Source organism: Staphylococcus sp. HL28 (genome assembly GCF_021117155.1).
Classification (GTDB): Bacteria; Bacillota; Bacilli; order Staphylococcales; family Staphylococcaceae; genus Staphylococcus; species Staphylococcus warneri.
Genome location: NZ_CP088218.1, coordinates 393,759 through 410,530, shown reverse-complemented (window position 1 = coordinate 410,530; position 16,772 = coordinate 393,759). Strand labels below are relative to the sequence as shown.

Here is a 16,772-nt window from a genome sequence, read left to right as displayed (position 1 = left end):
CTATATTCTTTACTACTATCATATAACAATTTCTTGTGATTGGTCTTACAAACGCTCATCACATTTTATTATTTGATATTCATAAAGCCGTTACCTAAAACGTCTCTTACGTCATGGATAACTAAAAAGGCTTGGTCGTCATATCGATTGACAATCTTTTTAACTGTAGCGATTTGTGTTTGAGATACTACTGCGTATAATATATCTGTATTATCAAGTTGATATGCGCCTTTACCATCTAATAATGTTGAACCTCTGCCAGTTGCTTGATATATTTCCGAACTAATCTCTTTATTATGATCAGAAATAACGGTTACCGCTTTTTTAGGATTGAAACCTTCAACGACAAATGCCATTGCTTTCTCGACAATAAACAACATAACAATTGTATATAGCACATTAGTCACTGGCAATACGATTAAGAATGATAATACGACAAGTGCATCTAGAATAAATAACGCTTGCGATGTTTTTACTTCGGAATATTTACTAATAATTCGTGCAATAACTGATGTCCCACCTAGCGTACTTCTAGAAGCAATGACTAGACCAGAACCTACACCAATAAATACACCTGCAAATACAGCATTAATAAAGTTTTCATCAATACCCAAACTTAAAGACTTTGTTAAATCCAAGAAAACGGAACTTGCAGTAATAGTAATGACTGTATAAATGGCCGTTGTTTTACTTAAATACTTCCAACCGATAACTATTAAAAAGGCATTGATGACGAAAGATGTTAGTGCCGGTGATAAACCAAGTGTATACTTTAGCACTAAAGACATACCGATAGCGCCACCTTCACCTAAATTCCCAGGAATAACAAAACAGTTAACTCCAAGCGCAATTAACAATGTACCTAACAAACAAAAAATAGTATTTTTAATATGATAACTACGAGAATGTTTTTCCATTTGAGCCTCCTTATTTCACAACAATAATTAAAAGCATATTGATAAGCGCTAAAAAGCATACAAGGATATCACTAACATTATTAAATCATCACTGTTCTTCTTTTATTAAACGTCAGCTCTTAACATCTTAAATAATGTTTAATAACGCTATATCATACTACAATCTGAAATTTTCACACGTTTTTTATCATAACATCTATCATATCTTTGCCCCAACAACTCGGGTTAAATTAATATTGATTTTTCCATAAAAAAGAACCCCAAATTGAATTATCAATTTGAGGCGTCTTTATGATTTAATCATCTATTTGTTCATACATAATAGCTAATTGTCTTTCGAATGACTGCATATCAATAAATCTACCTTGTCTATGCATTTCTTTACCATTCATAAATATCAAATCAACAGGTACTGTAAAAATAGTTAGCTCTCCTGCAATCTCGGGTACTTCATTTTGGTTTATAATCGCCAATGTCACTTTTGGATACGACGTGTCTAAGATATCTTTCAATTGTGGTAAAACAGCATGACAAACATTACAATGTTCCCTCATTACATGTATCACTACTAAAGATTTCGTATTAATTAATGTTTTAAATTGGGCTACATCACGAATTGATTCAACCATATCATACACCCTCTTGCTATGAAATTGGTATATATCATAAGGTATGCAGTTCACTCTCGTCAATCAACTTCCACTCTATTTTAAGATATCTTGGAAAACTTGTGGCAATTTTGTTATCTTTTGTTTTTCTAAGTCATAAAAGCCGCCCGTTTGATAGCCAATACAGTGAACTTTATCGTTAGTCGTAATTTCAAATTTAAAAACCCATTTCATCTTACTCGCTTTGATCATCCAACAACGCGCTCTTGGACGATCATGTATCGTCACAGGTACTTTATACTCTACTTCTGTTTTCATTAATATCGGTGAGATGCCTTGTGTCATCATTTCAGAATAATTCATATACTGATTGATAAAAATCGTACGCAAGTCTTCAAACCATTTAATAAAGACAATATTGCTCACAATCCCCATCGCATCAATATCATAGCCATTGACTTCTATTTCAGTATCTACTACTAATTTCCCTTCATTTGTATCCATTACTAATAACTCCTTTATATCTAAATTCAATTCTATTTTACGCCATGCAATCAATATTTTCATCTTTTAAAAACTTTGATATTTATAATTAATTGTGCATTTATAGGTAAAAGCTTTTATAGTTTTTTCACTATATTTTTTTAGTATTAAATTATTATTCTCTATTTTGTGGTATAATTATTGTGAAATAATTCACAATATCATTGGAGGGATTTATATGAAAGCCTATAACTATGCAAAGCCTGGTGTGGCACAATTAATCGATAAGGAAAAACCTGTTATTACAGAAAGTACTGACGCCATTATTCGTATGGTCAAAACGACAATTTGTGGTACTGACTTACACATTATCAAAGGAGATACACCTGAAGTACCTGAAAATACGACACTAGGTCATGAAGGTATTGGTATTGTAGAATCAGTAGGGTCTAATGTAAACAATTTTAAAGTTGGCGACAAAGTTATTGTTTCAGCCGTTTCTTCTTGCGGTAAATGCTACTATTGTAAAAAAGGCATTTATGCACATTGTGAGAATGATGGTGGATGGATTTTAGGCCACTTAATTGATGGTACTCAAGCTGAATATGTTAAAGTACCATTTGCGGATAATTCTTTATATCATGCACCTCAATCATTACCTGATGAAGCACTTGTAATGCTTTCAGATATTTTACCTACTGGATACGAAATTGGTGTGTTAAAAGGAAAAGTAAAACCTGGCAGTACAGTAGCCATTGTCGGTGCAGGACCAGTCGGATTAGCGACATTATTAACGGCTCAATTCTATTCACCATCTAAGATTATTATGATTGATTTAGATGACAACCGTTTAGAAACTGCTAAATCATTAGGTGCTACACATACGATTAATTCAAGTAACGTTGAACAAGCTATTCAAGAAGTGTACAAACTTAATCATCGTGGTGTAGATGTAGCAATCGAAGCTGTTGGTATTCCACAAACATTTGATTTATGTCAAAAACTTATTGGCGTTGACGGCACAATCGCTAATGTGGGTGTTCATGGTTTACCTGTTCAATTTGATATCGATAAATTATGGATTAAAAACATTAACGTTTCAACTGGATTGGTTTCTGGTAATACTACAGAAGAACTTTTAGAAGCACTTAAAAGTAAAATCATTCAACCAGAACAATTAGTGACACATTATAGTAAATTAAGCGATATTGAAAATGCATATGATTTATTTAGAAATGCTACAGATCATAAAGCGATTAAATTATTAATCGAAAATGATATCACAGAAGCATAAATATATTCTTATTATCTTAAATATTGAAAAATAAAGGGTCATATTATTGATTACACATTTAATCAATAATATGACCCTATTAAATGATATTTTAAGTTAAAGTAAAATACTTTTTTATTTATTAAAAGAGATGATTTGCTATTATTTAAAGTAAATATATAAGTAGGCAAAAAACAAAGGAATCGTCGTTATAGAGTTGTTTAACATATGTACCATCATACTATCTTTAATATTTCGTCTTCTATTATAAGCAACATATAGAACACATCCCATTAAAAAATTATAATCCAAATGAGAATATATTTGTTGATATATGTAGCGAGCTAAACGCTACAGACGAGATGATTAAAGGTAACCAAAATCGGCTTTTCATAAATAATGTTTCTTTAAAAATCCCTCTGAAAATGAGTTCTTCAAGATAAGGACCTATGAAACATAGACATAATATTGTTACTAGTACAATAGAAAAGTGAGGCAAATGACTTTTATCCATTAATGAATCGAGACTTTCATCAATCACTTTTTCATTTTTGGTGCCTGAATCACCAATAAAAATAAACATTAAAGCATTACTAGTGATGCTACAGATAATAGCTAGAAAAAAGAAACCAATATTTTTAAAAACATCTTTCATACTCATTTTATGACATTGGTTTTCGTATGTACGATATAAGTAATACGACCTTATAGCCCAAACAATAAATAATGCTAAACCAAGAATAAGCATACTTAATGCGATAGTATACCAATCGTTAAGTTTTAATGAAAGTGGCAGTGCAATAATGGACATAGCTGCAGGAATTTGTATCATGATTGTCAAAACAATAATAATGAAAATATTAATAATTTTATTCCCATTATGTCTTACATCATCTTTCTTATTTATTTTGGAATCAATCATATTTTGTACCTCCAACAGTTTTAAACGTATTAATGCAATATACAATTTTATACTGCTAGTTATTAATATACATGTCAACCCTATTAAAAAAGTGCACATTTTAGAAATTTAAAATGTGCACTTATATTTATTTAACTTTCATAATGCGTTGGCTTGGTTCAACACTGCTTGTATTTTCAACTGTTAATGTTTGATCACCTAAATTAGTAATTACTAAAGGTGTTACAACACTTGGTGCATGTTCTTTAAGATATGCTAAGTTCACTTTCATTAACGGTTGACCTTGTGTTACTTTATCATCTGCTTTAACTAAACTTTCGAAACCTTCTCCGTCTAGTTTAACTGTATCAATACCGATATGAATCAATAATTCAATACCTGTATCTGATTCTAAACCAATTGCATGTTTTGTAGGGAAGATGGTTTTAACTGTACCATCGAATGGTGCTACAATTTCTCCTTTTTCAGGAATAAATCCAACACCGTCGCCCATCATTTTTTCTGAAAATACTTTATCAGGTACGTCAGATAATGGAACAATTTGACCAACACCTGGTGCGTAAATTTCAGTTTCTTTAATATCTTCTACATGAACTGGCTCTTCAGAGTCTTCCTCAGTCACAGTCGTTTCACTTGGTTTAGTGATTTCACCATTCATAATTTTCGCCATATCATGTTTAATTTGGTCTGATTTTGGACCAAAAATTGCTTGCATGTTATTACCTACTTCAAGCACACCAGAAGCACCTAATGCTTTTAATCCTGGTACATCTACTTTAGCTTTATCATTAACTTCAACTCTTAAACGTGTAATACATGCGTCTAAATGTTTGATATTATCTTTACCACCCATTGCATCTAACACATCAAATGGTAATTTAGCGACACTTGAATCTCTGACCTCTTGTTCTTTATCTTCTCTACCCGGTGTTTTTAAGTTAAATTTACGGATAGCAAAGTCGAATAAGAAGTAATACACGACCGCGTACACGATACCAACTGGAATCACAAGTAATGCATGTGTTCTGTCCCAGTTTAATAAACCGAATAATACATAGTCGATAAATCCACCTGAGAATGTCATACCGATTTTTACACCTAATAAATGCATGATTAAGAATGAAGATCCTGCTAATACGACGTGAATCGCATATAATAATGGTGCTACAAATAAGAATGAGAACTCAAGCGGTTCTGTTATACCTGTTAAAAATGCTGTTAAACCTGCTGATAGCATTAAACCACCAACGATTTTTTTACGTTCTGGACGTGCATTTTTATAAATTGCAAATGCAGCAGCCGGTAAACCAAACATCATGAATGGATATTTACCAGTTGTAAATGTTCCTGCAGTAAATGGTACGCCATCTTTTAATTGCGCCATCCAAATACGTTGGTCACCACGGACAAGTTCTCCAGCGTGGTTTGTATAATGTCCAAACTCGAACCAGAATGGTGCATAGAAAATATGATGTAATCCAAATGGAATTAATGAACGTTCTATAACCCCGAAAATAAATGTTGTTAATACTAAGTTCTTCGTTAATAAGAAGTTAGATAAGTCATTTAATCCTGTTTGAATAGGTGGCCATACCCAACTTAATAAAATACCTACAATAATTGCTGCTACTGATGTAGCGATTGGTACGAAACGTTTACCTGCAAAGAATCCTAAAAATGCTGGCAATGTAATATTATAATACTTGTTGTAACACCATGCTGCTACAGCCCCCATGATAATACCGCCAAACACACCCGTTTGTAACGTTGGAATACCTAATACAAGCGCATATTCAGGTTGCTTTGCTGCTTGGCTTAATTCTTTTGCGCCTTTTGCATAAGAGAAGATATCATCAATTGTAATATTTAAATATTTACCCATTGTCGCGTTCATAATTAAATATCCAACTAGCGCTGCTAATGCTGCTACGCCATCTCCACCTGCTAATCCAAGTGCTGTTCCGACTGCAAATAATAATGGTAAATTATCAAAAATAACTTGTCCTGCTGCTTCCATGATAGAAGAAATCATGACAAATACATGGTTTGTTAACCATGGTGCAATTTTGACTAACTGTTCATTATGCATTGCATTCCCAAATGCAAGTAAAATCCCAGCTGCCGGTAAAATTGCGACAGGTAGCATTAATGCTTTACCTATACGTTGTAATTGCCCAAAGAGCTTTTTAAACATGTAAAAACATTCCTCTCATATTGTAATCACTCGCATGCACATAAAAAATGGCATGAACAAACAAGACCATATTAAATGATCTCCTGTTTGCTCATGCCTGCTTAACCAGTAACACGCAAATGTTATATTAAATTTAAATATAGTATACACATTTGTTTAAGCGTTTACAATAGGAATTTCAAAAAAACTCAGCCAAGCTATTTTGTCTGAGTCTTTGTACTTTGCTTCTATTTATATTATAAGAAACGTTTAGTTGCTACTGAGATTGGTGGGATTTGATCTAAGTCTAAGTGTTTATCTTCAGTGATAGATCTGTATGCCCATTTACCATAACCAAGTGCTTCTGCGTTAACAATTTTACCTGGTAATGGTGCAGCGTTAGGGTCTACATGTACGTCAACGATAGTTGGTACGTCTTGTGACATTGCTTCTTCAACAATATCATCTAAACGACTAGCATCTCTTACTGTATAACCTTTACCGCCAGCAGCTTCAGCGAATTTAGCATGATCCATATCAGAGAAATCAATGGCATATTCTAATTCGCCAGCAGCTTGTTGTTCATATTTAATGAACGCTAATTGTTTATTGTTTAATACGAAAATTGTTAATGGTAAATCGTATTGAACTGCAGTTGCAAAGTCTTGCATAACCATTTGGAATGCACCGTCACCAGCAATAGCTACAGCTTGACGATTTGGGTAAGCAATTTTAGATGCCATAGCACCTGGAAGTGCACAACCCATTGTACCTAACCAACTTGAGATGATGAATTTATTATTAACACCTAAGTTTAGATAACGTGTTGACCATACAGTTGATGTACCAACATCTGCAGATACAATTGCATCTTCTTTTAAGTTATCATTGATTGCTTTCATTAAACGTTCTGGACGTAATGGTGAGTTGTTATTATTTAAGTCTTGTTCCATCCATTTATCCCAAACAGCTTTACGGTCTAATGCTTTATCTAAGAATGGACGTTTAGCAACATGTTTAATATTTTCAGTTAATTGTTGTAACGCAATTTTACTGTCGCCTAAGATACCAACATTGATGTCGAAACGGTGACTGATGTTTTCTTCTTTAGTATCGATTTGGATTGCTTTAATATTTTTCTTAGGTAAATATTTAACGAATGGGAAGTTAGTACCAATCATGATTAGTAAATCTGCATCTTGAATTGTTTGATAAGATGCTTTAGTACCAATTTGACCTAAGTTACCTAAGTTATATGGGTGATCATCAGCAATAATTGCTTTTGCTGGTAATGTGTGAATAACTGGGATTTTAGCCATTTCTACAAATTCACGTAATTCATCTTTCGCATGTTGTGCACCAACACCGAAAAGTACAACTGGTTTTTTACTTTTATTGATTAATTTAGCAGCTTTTTTGATGTTTTTGAATTTAGGTGCAATTGCTTTTGGTTTAGTTGTGTTAACTGGTTTATCAGTTGTATCTTTAATGTTTTGAGTTAAAAGGTCGTTAGGGCAGATAACAACAGCTACACCTTTTTTCTCATAAGCAGTACGGATTGCTTCGTTAACAACCTCAAATACATTGTCGCCTTTTTGAATTTGATGATTGAAAACCGCTACATCTTCACATAACTTAGATAAGTTAGTTTCTTGGAACGCACCTGTACCTAAAAGACTATCGTTTGTTTGACCAGAAATAATCAATTGAGGAACGCTATCCATTTTAGCGTCATACATACCGTTTAATAAGTGAACTAAACCAGGACCACCAATACTTAATGCAACCCCAATTTTACCTGTGATTTTTGTATAACTACCAGCAGCTAAACTTGCTACTTCTTCGTGACGTACGTGATAGAATTTGAATTGATCTCTAACTGTACGTAAAGAGTCTACTACTGCGTCGATTGAATCTCCTGGGATTCCGTATAAGTGATCGATGTCCCATGCTTGTAATGCTTTAACTAATGCTTCATTTGCTTTGATTTTTGCCATTTTTTCAAATAGCCTCCCTTTCTATTTATATGAGTTTCTTCCCTTTAATAGAACAATAAAATAAGAATTGGTATTAAAATCGAACTGATTACTGCAGTTAAAATCATACCAATCGAACTAAATGCGCCTGATTCTATATCTAATTCTAGTGCTTTTGCCGTACCGAAAGCATGAGAAGCGTTACCATATGTTAAGCCTCTCGCGATAGATGACTGAAAGCCTCCCATACGCAATAGCATTGAACCTAGAATGCTGCCTATTAACCCTGTAGCTATTATAAAGAGCACTGTAATCGTGTCTGTACCACCAAGTTCATTGGATACTTCTATCCCTACGGCTGCCGTAATAGACCTTGGTAGCATCGTTACAATGGTTTCTTTTGAATAGCCAAAGATTTTCAACGTTACGTATACTAACATAAAATTAAGTACTACACCAGTTAACACGCTCGTGAAAATCACAAATAGATATTTCTTTATCTTATGTCTATTTTGATAGAGAGGATAAGCCAAACAAACGACTGTCGCGTTTAATATATGATTTATCCATTCCCCACCTTTCATGTAACCCTTATAACTCACGCCAAACATAAGCAGAATAGCTATAATGAGGATTGATGAAATTAATGCAGGGTTCAGAAAAGGATTGTTGTATCGATCTTGTAGTTTTCTAGCTATGATATATACCACAATCGTCAGCAGAATCATGATAGTAGCTTGCAATATATTCGTCATAACTCATCCGTTCCTTTTCCAACATCATCTCTTTTCACTAGCGTTTCAGCAATATAGCCTGAAGATAATGCCACTAAACATGTTCCTAAAATAATAATTAAGAAGAACAATATGTAGTTTAGTGTAATATCTGATGCTACATTCATCACGCCAACTACAGACGGGATAAAGAAAAATACCATCGTTTTTAATAGGAAGTTTGCGCCTTCGTCTACCCATGATACAGGAATAATTTTAAACTGTAACAATAGATAAAACATGAGTAGGCCAACAATACTACCTGCTAAAGGAATGTGTAATAAGCGCTGCACTTCGGTACCGATGTATGAAATAAGTAATATAAGAATGATTTGTACAAAAAGTTGTAGTAAATCTCTCACCTTATGCATGCGATCTATCCCTTCTAAAAAATTTGTCCAAATTGTTACAACAATTTTTTAGTGATACTTGTAATTATAGTCTCCATCTTCCTATTATTAAAATACATTTTTCGAATAATAAACATTCCTTAAATCTATGGAAGCGTTTTCTTAAATGCAATAAAAAAAGTTCTCCCGAGCCGACAGGAGAACACTACTATATATTTGTATTACAGCATGCATTCATTTTATATTATTGAGATTTCATTATTCTATTACACTAAGCGTTCTCTTAAATAATCAATCCATTTATTCGCTGCATAACTTAATCGTTTCCCTTTCTTCCAAACAATACCTAACTCCCAATCTACATGCGCATCTTCAATATTAAGCACACGTACATTTTCATTCATGAGTTGCGTAATAGAATAAGGTAATATAGCGATGCCAAGTTGATTACTGATTAAGTTTTCGATGACGTTCCATTGTGAAATTTGAGATACCATGTTGGGTATAAAACCAGCGTTTTTAGCTATTTCCATAATTTTATCATTTAAATAGAAATCATCGTTAAATAATATGAAGTCCTCTTGAATTAATTCCTTCATTTTCACAGATTTGTACTGTGATAAAGGATGTTCATGATGGGTAACTACACATAATGATTCTTTATTGAAAGAAATGGCTTCAAATCGTTGTTGATCAACCGGTAATGTTGTAATCCCAAAATCCAATTCATCATTTAATAGTTGCTGTTCAATGTATTTTCCACCGTTCTCCACAAAGTTAAAGGTGACATTGGGAAAATGTTGATGAAAATCACCAATCATATCAATTAAAGTCTGCATGTTCATCACTGCTGAAAGTCCTATGTCCATATGACCTGTTTCCAATCCATATAAACTATTGATTTCAGATGGCAAGTTTTCATAAAGTGCAATGATTTCTTTACATTTATTAAAGAAGATTTGGCCTGCATCTGTTAATACAAGTTGCCTCTTCTCTCTATCAAACAATGGTACTGCCATCTCACCTTCAATATCTTTGATTGCTTTACTAATAGTAGGTTGAGCTATGAATAAAGACTTCGATGCATTAGTCATACCGCCTTGCCTCACAACTTCAACAAAATATTTCATATGTTTAATATCCACGCAACTCACCCATTCAAAAAACTGTTTCTTTTATTATACAATATCACTTAGCTTTATATGTATGAAACATTAGTATACACATTACTGTATTTTTATTTAGCTATTTATCGCATGTCACTCTGTTAACTATGTTATAATTTAATCTGGCTCAAATTGATTATTCGAGGTGAGGTATTGAGCTTTTACGAATTTATGCAAAATTTTCTTGGTGATGACACACCATTAGGCGAATTGGTTGATTGGATTAATCAAGATAACAATTTTCCTAGACAAGTGAAGAGCCAAAGTGAAATATTGTCATATTTTCGAACTAATCCGTGTCCTGAAGACTTATCAATGACGATTGTTAAAAGAGCATTGTCAGTCTTCAACCAATTCACTAATGTATGATCTATGTTAATTGTTATTTAGCATTCATCTAACATAATGAATACATGGAGTCTATCATCTCGAAAACGTCTTAAATGACGTCGAACGCTGCTAATAAAGTTTCGTACTTTATTGGCAGTTTTTTTATGCTTTTAAATCTAATGTAAATTATGAGAATTGCATACAAATATAAATATTATTACAAATACCCTATTTTTATTTCAATAGCGTTACAGTTACTTGTATAATTCGTTTCTAATGTTGTATTCTATCTTTTTTACATCTATTATGAATACGGTTACTAAATAAAAAACGATTTTTGGGAGAAAACAATGAAACTAAAACAATTATTATCTCGTGTCATAATCGCTACTGGAATCTTGTTAACTGGAACTATTGCTTATCAAACAGCTGAACAGACACACGTGTCAGAAGCAGCTTCATATAAAAATTATTACAACAAAGGTCAATGTACATGGTGGGCTTATCAAAGACGTGCACAATTAGGTAAACCTGTTTCTAATCGATGGGGAAATGCGAAAAATTGGTATTACAACGCAAGACGTTCTGGATACGCTACTGGTCATACGCCTAGACAATATGCTGTTATGCAATCAACAGCAGGTTATTACGGACATGTTGCCGTAGTAGAAAGAATATATAATAACGGCAATATCAAAATATCAGAATACAATTATAATCGTCCATATGGTTATGGTACACGTATTATAAGTAAAGCATCTGCTCGTAATTATAACTATATTTATTAAAGACATTTAAAAGGACATTGTTACTGCAATTGGGATTGCAAACAATGTCCTTTTTTTATATTTATTGATCTTGTCGAATTTGTTCTAAAATTGCTTTTGCTTTTGCTGAATTGGCTTTATCTTCTTGTTTAAGTGCATCTGCCACTTGTGCAATTTCATCACCTTTTGCACCTACGATAATAGCTAATGATTTATACTGCAAACTCATATGACCTTGTTGTATCCCTTCCGATACAAGTGCTCTACAAGCTGAGAAGTTTTGTGCTAATCCAACTGCTGCCACAACATGGCCTAATTCTTGTGCAGATTTAACATTCAATAAATCAAGTGATGCTTTAGCAATTGGTAATACTTTCGTACCGCCGCCCACTATTGCAAGTGTCATTGGTACTTCAATTGTACCGATAAGACGTTGACGTTCTTGATCATATTTCCAAGTCGCAATGCCTCTATATTGACCATCTCGACTTGCATATGCATGTGCACTGGCTTCTGCACCGCGTGTATCATTACCTGTTGCTAAAACGACAGCATGTATACCGTTCATTACACCTTTATTATGTGTTGCCGCTCTGTGGATATCTACTTGTGCTAATACTGAAGCGCGTTCCATTCTACGAGCGACCGCTTCACCATCACGTCCGCCTTTATTAAGATCTTTAATGTCTATTTCACCTTGCACCTTAACTACTGATGCAGTAGCATGATTTGATAATATACTCATTAATACATCTTTATCTGGGAATTCATTTTTTAGGTGTGCTGTAATCGCTTCTAAAATTGTATTTAACATATTAGCACCCATCGCATCTTTAGTATCAACATATACTTTAAGTGATAACAATTGCTGTTCTGGGAATGAATCTATTTCAATCTTTTGATATCCGCCACCTCTTGCTTTAATAGATGGATATGCTTCATCAGCTATTTGATGAATTTGTACTTCTTTATCTTGAATGGCTTGTGATAGACTTTCCGTATCAGTCACGCCATCAAATACAATTTGGCCAATCATTAATCGTTGACTTGAAACTGTTTTAAATCCACCGGTATTGTTTACTAATTTAGCTCCATAACTTGCAGCAGCTACCACAGATGGTTCTTCTACCATCATTGGTACAACATATGGTTGATCATCAACTATGATTTCAGGTAATAATCCCACCGGTAAAGTCCCTTGTCCAATTACATTTTCTATTAAACTATTCGCAATATCTTCATCTATCATTGGATGATTTAAAAGAATGTCATGATTGTCACTAGATAACCAACCATATGATTCTAATTGCTCTAATTTATCTTCTCGTGAAAGATGACGGAACCCTTTGTCTAACTTTTTCATTTATGTTTCTCCTTTATTTAACATTTTTAGTTATCATCGTTACTCGCAATCAAGCGTGTATTCATTAATCTTAAATTTGAAATATATGATCCATAAAGGCGTCATCGTTTTTAGATGATACTGCCTATATGTTTTCTCAATCTTATAAAACATTCTAATATTTTCAAATTATAACAACATTGATCACTATGTTTTTTAATTTCAACTTGATTCAATAAGCTATTTAAAGCATTTATTAAAACGCTTACACAACTGTTATACATTGAGATGAAAATCTGTTATATTCATTGTATATCACTAAATTATTTTGGTATGATACTAATGCTACTTTTAAAACTGAAAGGATGTACGCCTTATGAACATAGGTATAGATAAAATTAACTTTTATGTACCCAAATTTTATGTAGACATGTCAAAGCTTGCAGAAGCACGCCAAGTTGACCCAAATAAATTTTTAATTGGCATTGGCCAAACTGAAATGGCTGTAAGTCCAGTCAATCAAGACATCGTATCAATGGGAGCAAATGCTGCTAAAGATATTATAACAGACGAAGATAAAAAGAAAATCGGTATGGTTATTGTTGCAACTGAATCTGCAATTGATTCAGCTAAAGCCGCAGCCGTTCAAGTGCATCGTTTACTAGGTATTCAACCTTTTGCACGTTGCTTTGAGATGAAAGAAGCTTGTTATGCTGCTACACCTGCCATTCAATTAGCAAAAGGTTATCTTGCAAATCGTCCAGAAGAAAAGGTATTAGTTATTGCAAGTGATACTGCACGTTACGGCTTACAATCTGGTGGGGAACCTACACAAGGCGCTGGTGCCGTAGCCATGATGATTTCACACAATCCTAGCATCTTACAACTTAATGACGATGCTGTCGCTTATACAGAAGACGTCTATGACTTCTGGAGACCAACGGGCCATGCTTATCCATTAGTTGATGGCGCATTATCTAAAGATGCTTATATACGCTCATTCCAACATAGTTGGAACGAATATGCTAAGCGTGAAAATAAATCATTAGCCGATTTCGAATCATTATGTTTCCATGTACCATTTACAAAAATGGGTAAAAAAGCATTAGAATCAATTATTGATGACGCTGATGAAACAACTCAAGAACGTTTAAGAGCAGGTTATGAAGATGCGGTTTATTACAATCGTTATGTAGGTAATATTTACACTGGTTCATTATATTTAAGTCTTATTTCATTATTAGAAAATCATGAACTTTCAAGTGGACAAACGATTGGACTATTTAGTTACGGTTCTGGTTCAGTAGGCGAATTCTTTAGCGCTAATGTAGTAGATGGTTATCAAAATCACTTAGATATAGAAGGTCATCAATCTGCGTTAAAACAACGCCATGAAGTGTCAGTTGAAGACTACGAAACATTCTTTAAACGTTTTGATGAATTAGAATTTGATGAACAACAAGATGAAGTTGACAATGATCAATCGATCTTCTATTTAAAATCAATCAATGACAATATTCGTGAATACCACGTTCCATATTAAACTTTAGTAGAAATATCACATCTTTATTAAAATATAAATAAGCCTAGATGTAACGGACCATCATCATTGATGTCCACATCTAGGCTTTTTATTATGGCTTAGTTGTGTGTTTCGGCGTAAATAAATGAGTCATGTCTATATTTTCTATTTCTAATAGTTTGATTTTATTTGGCAACGTCCCACCATATCCTGTCAGGCTACCATTTTTGCCAACTACGCGATGACATGGGATTATAATAGATATCGGATTGCTACCTACCGCACCGCCTACTGCCTGTGCCGACATTTTATCTTTACGCATTTTCCTAGCAACTCGTTCAGCTACATCACCATATGTCGTTAATTTACCATATTCTATTTGATTCAGTTCTTCCCACACATATTGTTGAAATACTGTTCCTGATGGTTTAACAGGAATAGTATCTTGTGGACGTTCTCCTTTAAAATACGTATCTAGCCAGGCTCTTGCCTGTTTAAATATTGGTAACGATGCTTTGTTTACTCTTTCAGTCTGTTGTTGTTGATTACTAAATAATAATTGAGTTAAATATTGACCATCACTGACCAATTCCAATTGGCCAACTGGGGATTGATAAAAGCAATGATATTCCATTATGATCACTCCTTTTTATTATTGGTTAGAATAAACATCGTTTTATTTTTACCATTAAGGGTACTTTACATCTATGAAAATATATGAGGTGATGACAAAGTGAAACACAAACGCAGAGACGTTGATTTACACTTCGACACAAACAATCAAAACGATAGTGACGCTACACATGCACATGCCAATCAAATTACTAGTTTTTATAAAGCTATTTATCAGATTAATGATATTGTATTAGGACTTGTTTTTCTCATTGGTAGTTTCTTATTCTTCAGTAATACAACAATGACTTGGGGAACAATTTTATTTGTGATTGGTAGTCTTCAAATGACAGCCCGACCTGTCATCTCATTTATACATGATTTAAAACTATCCCGTTATTATCACAAACAATATTTAAAACACAAAAATAAAACGTCAAATGATACTATAGACTAGGCTAATTTATTTTAAGCCTAGTCTATTTTGTTACTTATACATTTATTTTAAAACCAATCTTTTTTCTTAAAAATGTAAATTAAACTTATTGAAACTACAACTGATAACGCAATAAATACAAAATAACTATACTTCCAGTTTAGTTCAGGCATTACACTAAAGTTCATACCATACCAACCAGTTAAAAACGAAAGTGGAAAAAATATAGAAGATAGTACTGTTAAAACATTAATAACTCTATTGATACGTGCTGAACGATAAGATTGATTATTATCTTTAATATCATCAGTAAACTGTTCACAAGCGATTAACGTATCTTTTTGATGTTTTAAACGTTGATGAATGTGTTCAATTTGTTGTTGGTTTTGTTGACTATTAGCAAAAAGATTGTCATCTATCATTTCCGAAATCAATTCTTCCATAGGCATGAGCACACGCTTCAATTTAATTATTTCCGACCTAATGTCATATACCTCGTCCATTAATTTTTTATTGTTCGTATGATCCACATTTTTCCTTTCAAAGGAAAACACCGTATCTTCCACGTTTCCAACATAATCAAAGTAACGTTTTGTGATAATATCAGTAATTTTTAATAATAAATAATTCGCACTCATTGTCTGTTGTTGTGGCGTCAAAAGTTGTTTCTTTAATTGATCAATTGCATTAATGGATGATTGGTGAACTGTTATTACAAAATGATGATCAATCGTTATACTCATAGGTTCTGCTGAAAAGTTTTGATTATTGATAGCGTGTAACACGATATACTTTGTATCATTGCTTTTATTCTTATACAAAGTAGGCTTACTCATAACATAAACTGATTCTTTTAGCTGGTGAGGCATCATATTCAAATGTTTAGTTAAATATTGTTGTTCTTCATCATTAGGATCTTGAAAATCTGCCCAAATTAATGATGGTTTTGATGGTACTTCAGTGAAATGATGAACTTTAAAAAATTGCAATCCATCATCTGAATAATAAATGGAAAGTGACATAATGATTACCCCATTAATATAATTATTTCTTTTTTAACTATTTACCACAATTCTCTTATACAAAACGCTATACATAAGATTACATATATAGAAATAGGGT

Annotated in this window: 16 protein-coding genes and 1 pseudogene; 5 read left to right on the top strand and 12 right to left on the bottom strand. The window is 33.1% G+C overall.

All coding sequences use genetic code 11. From position 1 onward, the window contains the following. Positions 1–68 precede the first annotated feature (68 nt). From LPC11_RS01845 to LPC11_RS01835, 3 genes are all read right to left on the bottom strand, one after another. Complete coding sequence (locus LPC11_RS01845; protein ID WP_023374121.1) at positions 69–917, bottom strand: YitT family protein; 849 nt, start codon at positions 915–917, stop codon at positions 69–71. Positions 918–1,213: 296 nt separating this feature from the next. Beyond that, entirely contained in the window at positions 1,214–1,546 is a 333-nt protein-coding gene (locus LPC11_RS01840; protein ID WP_023374122.1) for a thioredoxin family protein, read from the bottom strand. Positions 1,547–1,621: 75 nt separating this feature from the next. Continuing rightward, complete coding sequence (locus LPC11_RS01835; protein WP_023374123.1) at positions 1,622–2,029, bottom strand: acyl-CoA thioesterase; 408 nt, start codon at positions 2,027–2,029, stop codon at positions 1,622–1,624. A gap of 217 nt (positions 2,030–2,246) precedes the next feature. Here LPC11_RS01835 and LPC11_RS01830 point away from each other — a divergent pair, with 217 nt between their 5' ends. Beyond that, the gene (locus LPC11_RS01830; RefSeq protein ID WP_002466924.1) at positions 2,247–3,302 is read left to right on the top strand and encodes a zinc-dependent alcohol dehydrogenase family protein; all 1,056 of its coding nucleotides are present in this window, start codon (positions 2,247–2,249) and stop codon (positions 3,300–3,302) included. Between the two features lie 141 nt (positions 3,303–3,443). Here LPC11_RS01830 and LPC11_RS01825 read toward each other — a convergent pair. The 6 genes and pseudogenes from LPC11_RS01825 to cidR all read right to left on the bottom strand — a co-directional run bounded on the left by LPC11_RS01825 (position 3,444) and on the right by cidR (position 10,620). Continuing rightward, a pseudogene (locus LPC11_RS01825) lies at positions 3,444–4,203 on the bottom strand (CPBP family intramembrane glutamic endopeptidase). 127 nt (positions 4,204–4,330) lie between these two features. Continuing rightward, positions 4,331–6,397 carry a glucose-specific PTS transporter subunit IIBC gene (gene ptsG, locus LPC11_RS01820; protein ID WP_023374125.1) on the bottom strand — a complete coding sequence of 689 codons (2,067 nt, stop codon included), beginning with the start codon at positions 6,395–6,397 and terminating at the stop codon, positions 4,331–4,333. Positions 6,398–6,633: 236 nt separating this feature from the next. After that, positions 6,634–8,373 (bottom strand): pyruvate oxidase, encoded by a 1,740-nt coding sequence (locus tag LPC11_RS01815; RefSeq protein ID WP_023374126.1) that lies wholly within the window; start codon positions 8,371–8,373, stop codon positions 6,634–6,636. A 44-nt stretch (positions 8,374–8,417) separates the two neighbouring features. Next, positions 8,418–9,107, bottom strand: coding sequence for an LrgB family protein (locus LPC11_RS01810; protein ID WP_023374127.1), 690 nt, complete (start codon positions 9,105–9,107; stop codon positions 8,418–8,420). Further along, on the bottom strand, positions 9,104–9,496 hold the full coding sequence (locus tag LPC11_RS01805) for a CidA/LrgA family protein (protein WP_002466955.1): 393 nt from the start codon (positions 9,494–9,496) through the stop codon (positions 9,104–9,106). Before LPC11_RS01805 ends, LPC11_RS01810 begins: the two co-directional genes overlap by 4 nt. Positions 9,497–9,741: 245 nt before the next feature. After that, positions 9,742–10,620: a cidABC operon transcriptional activator CidR gene (gene cidR / locus LPC11_RS01800; protein WP_041613728.1), complete on the bottom strand. Its 879-nt coding sequence runs from the start codon at positions 10,618–10,620 to the stop codon at positions 9,742–9,744. Between the two features lie 174 nt (positions 10,621–10,794). Between cidR and LPC11_RS01795 the strand changes: the two genes are divergently transcribed. Together LPC11_RS01795 and LPC11_RS01790 are read left to right on the top strand one after the other, a co-directional pair. Next, positions 10,795–11,010: a sterile alpha motif-like domain-containing protein gene (locus LPC11_RS01795; protein WP_002450133.1), complete on the top strand. Its 216-nt coding sequence runs from the start codon at positions 10,795–10,797 to the stop codon at positions 11,008–11,010. A 311-nt stretch (positions 11,011–11,321) separates the two neighbouring features. After that, positions 11,322–11,759 (top strand): CHAP domain-containing protein, encoded by a 438-nt coding sequence (locus tag LPC11_RS01790; RefSeq protein WP_023374130.1) that lies wholly within the window; start codon positions 11,322–11,324, stop codon positions 11,757–11,759. A 61-nt stretch (positions 11,760–11,820) separates the two neighbouring features. Here the strand turns inward: LPC11_RS01790 and LPC11_RS01785 are convergent, their stop codons facing one another. After that, the gene (locus tag LPC11_RS01785; protein ID WP_104681556.1) at positions 11,821–13,101 is read right to left on the bottom strand and encodes a hydroxymethylglutaryl-CoA reductase, degradative; all 1,281 of its coding nucleotides are present in this window, start codon (positions 13,099–13,101) and stop codon (positions 11,821–11,823) included. 355 nt (positions 13,102–13,456) lie between these two features. On the opposite strand from LPC11_RS01785, the gene LPC11_RS01780 reads away from it, so the two are divergent. Further along, positions 13,457–14,623 (top strand): hydroxymethylglutaryl-CoA synthase, encoded by a 1,167-nt coding sequence (locus LPC11_RS01780; RefSeq protein ID WP_231307323.1) that lies wholly within the window; start codon positions 13,457–13,459, stop codon positions 14,621–14,623. A 91-nt stretch (positions 14,624–14,714) separates the two neighbouring features. Here LPC11_RS01780 and LPC11_RS01775 read toward each other — a convergent pair whose 3' ends face one another. Further along, complete coding sequence (locus LPC11_RS01775; RefSeq protein ID WP_023374133.1) at positions 14,715–15,236, bottom strand: methylated-DNA--[protein]-cysteine S-methyltransferase; 522 nt, start codon at positions 15,234–15,236, stop codon at positions 14,715–14,717. 99 nt (positions 15,237–15,335) lie between these two features. Here LPC11_RS01775 and LPC11_RS01770 point away from each other — a divergent pair, with 99 nt between their 5' ends. Beyond that, positions 15,336–15,671, top strand: a complete 336-nt coding sequence (locus LPC11_RS01770) for a YrhK family protein (RefSeq protein ID WP_023374134.1) — start codon at positions 15,336–15,338, stop codon at positions 15,669–15,671. Positions 15,672–15,718: 47 nt separating this feature from the next. On the opposite strand, the gene LPC11_RS01765 is transcribed toward LPC11_RS01770, so the two are convergent. Continuing rightward, on the bottom strand, positions 15,719–16,672 hold the full coding sequence (locus tag LPC11_RS01765) for a CorA family divalent cation transporter (RefSeq protein WP_023374135.1): 954 nt from the start codon (positions 16,670–16,672) through the stop codon (positions 15,719–15,721). Positions 16,673–16,772 lie beyond the last annotated feature (100 nt).

Bases quoted from the DNA above. Each gene is read 5' to 3' on its own strand.
- LPC11_RS01840 (WP_023374122.1), bottom strand. From the start codon at position 1,546: ATGGTTGAATCAATTCGTGATGTAGCCCAATTTAAAACATTAATTAAT.
- LPC11_RS01835 (WP_023374123.1), bottom strand. From the start codon at position 2,029: ATGGATACAAATGAAGGGAAATTAGTAGTAGATACTGAAATAGAAGTC.
- LPC11_RS01790 (WP_023374130.1), top strand. From the start codon at position 11,322: ATGAAACTAAAACAATTATTATCTCGTGTCATAATCGCTACTGGAATC.
- LPC11_RS01785 (WP_104681556.1), bottom strand. From the start codon at position 13,101: ATGAAAAAGTTAGACAAAGGGTTCCGTCATCTTTCACGAGAAGATAAA.
- LPC11_RS01780 (WP_231307323.1), top strand. From the start codon at position 13,457: ATGAACATAGGTATAGATAAAATTAACTTTTATGTACCCAAATTTTAT.
- LPC11_RS01810 (WP_023374127.1), bottom strand. From the start codon at position 9,107: ATGACGAATATATTGCAAGCTACTATCATGATTCTGCTGACGATTGTG.
- LPC11_RS01775 (WP_023374133.1), bottom strand. From the start codon at position 15,236: ATGGAATATCATTGCTTTTATCAATCCCCAGTTGGCCAATTGGAATTG.
- ptsG (WP_023374125.1), bottom strand. From the start codon at position 6,397: ATGTTTAAAAAGCTCTTTGGGCAATTACAACGTATAGGTAAAGCATTA.
- LPC11_RS01845 (WP_023374121.1), bottom strand. From the start codon at position 917: ATGGAAAAACATTCTCGTAGTTATCATATTAAAAATACTATTTTTTGT.
- LPC11_RS01765 (WP_023374135.1), bottom strand. From the start codon at position 16,672: ATGTCACTTTCCATTTATTATTCAGATGATGGATTGCAATTTTTTAAA.
- LPC11_RS01830 (WP_002466924.1), top strand. From the start codon at position 2,247: ATGAAAGCCTATAACTATGCAAAGCCTGGTGTGGCACAATTAATCGAT.
- LPC11_RS01815 (WP_023374126.1), bottom strand. From the start codon at position 8,373: ATGGCAAAAATCAAAGCAAATGAAGCATTAGTTAAAGCATTACAAGCA.
- LPC11_RS01805 (WP_002466955.1), bottom strand. From the start codon at position 9,496: ATGCATAAGGTGAGAGATTTACTACAACTTTTTGTACAAATCATTCTT.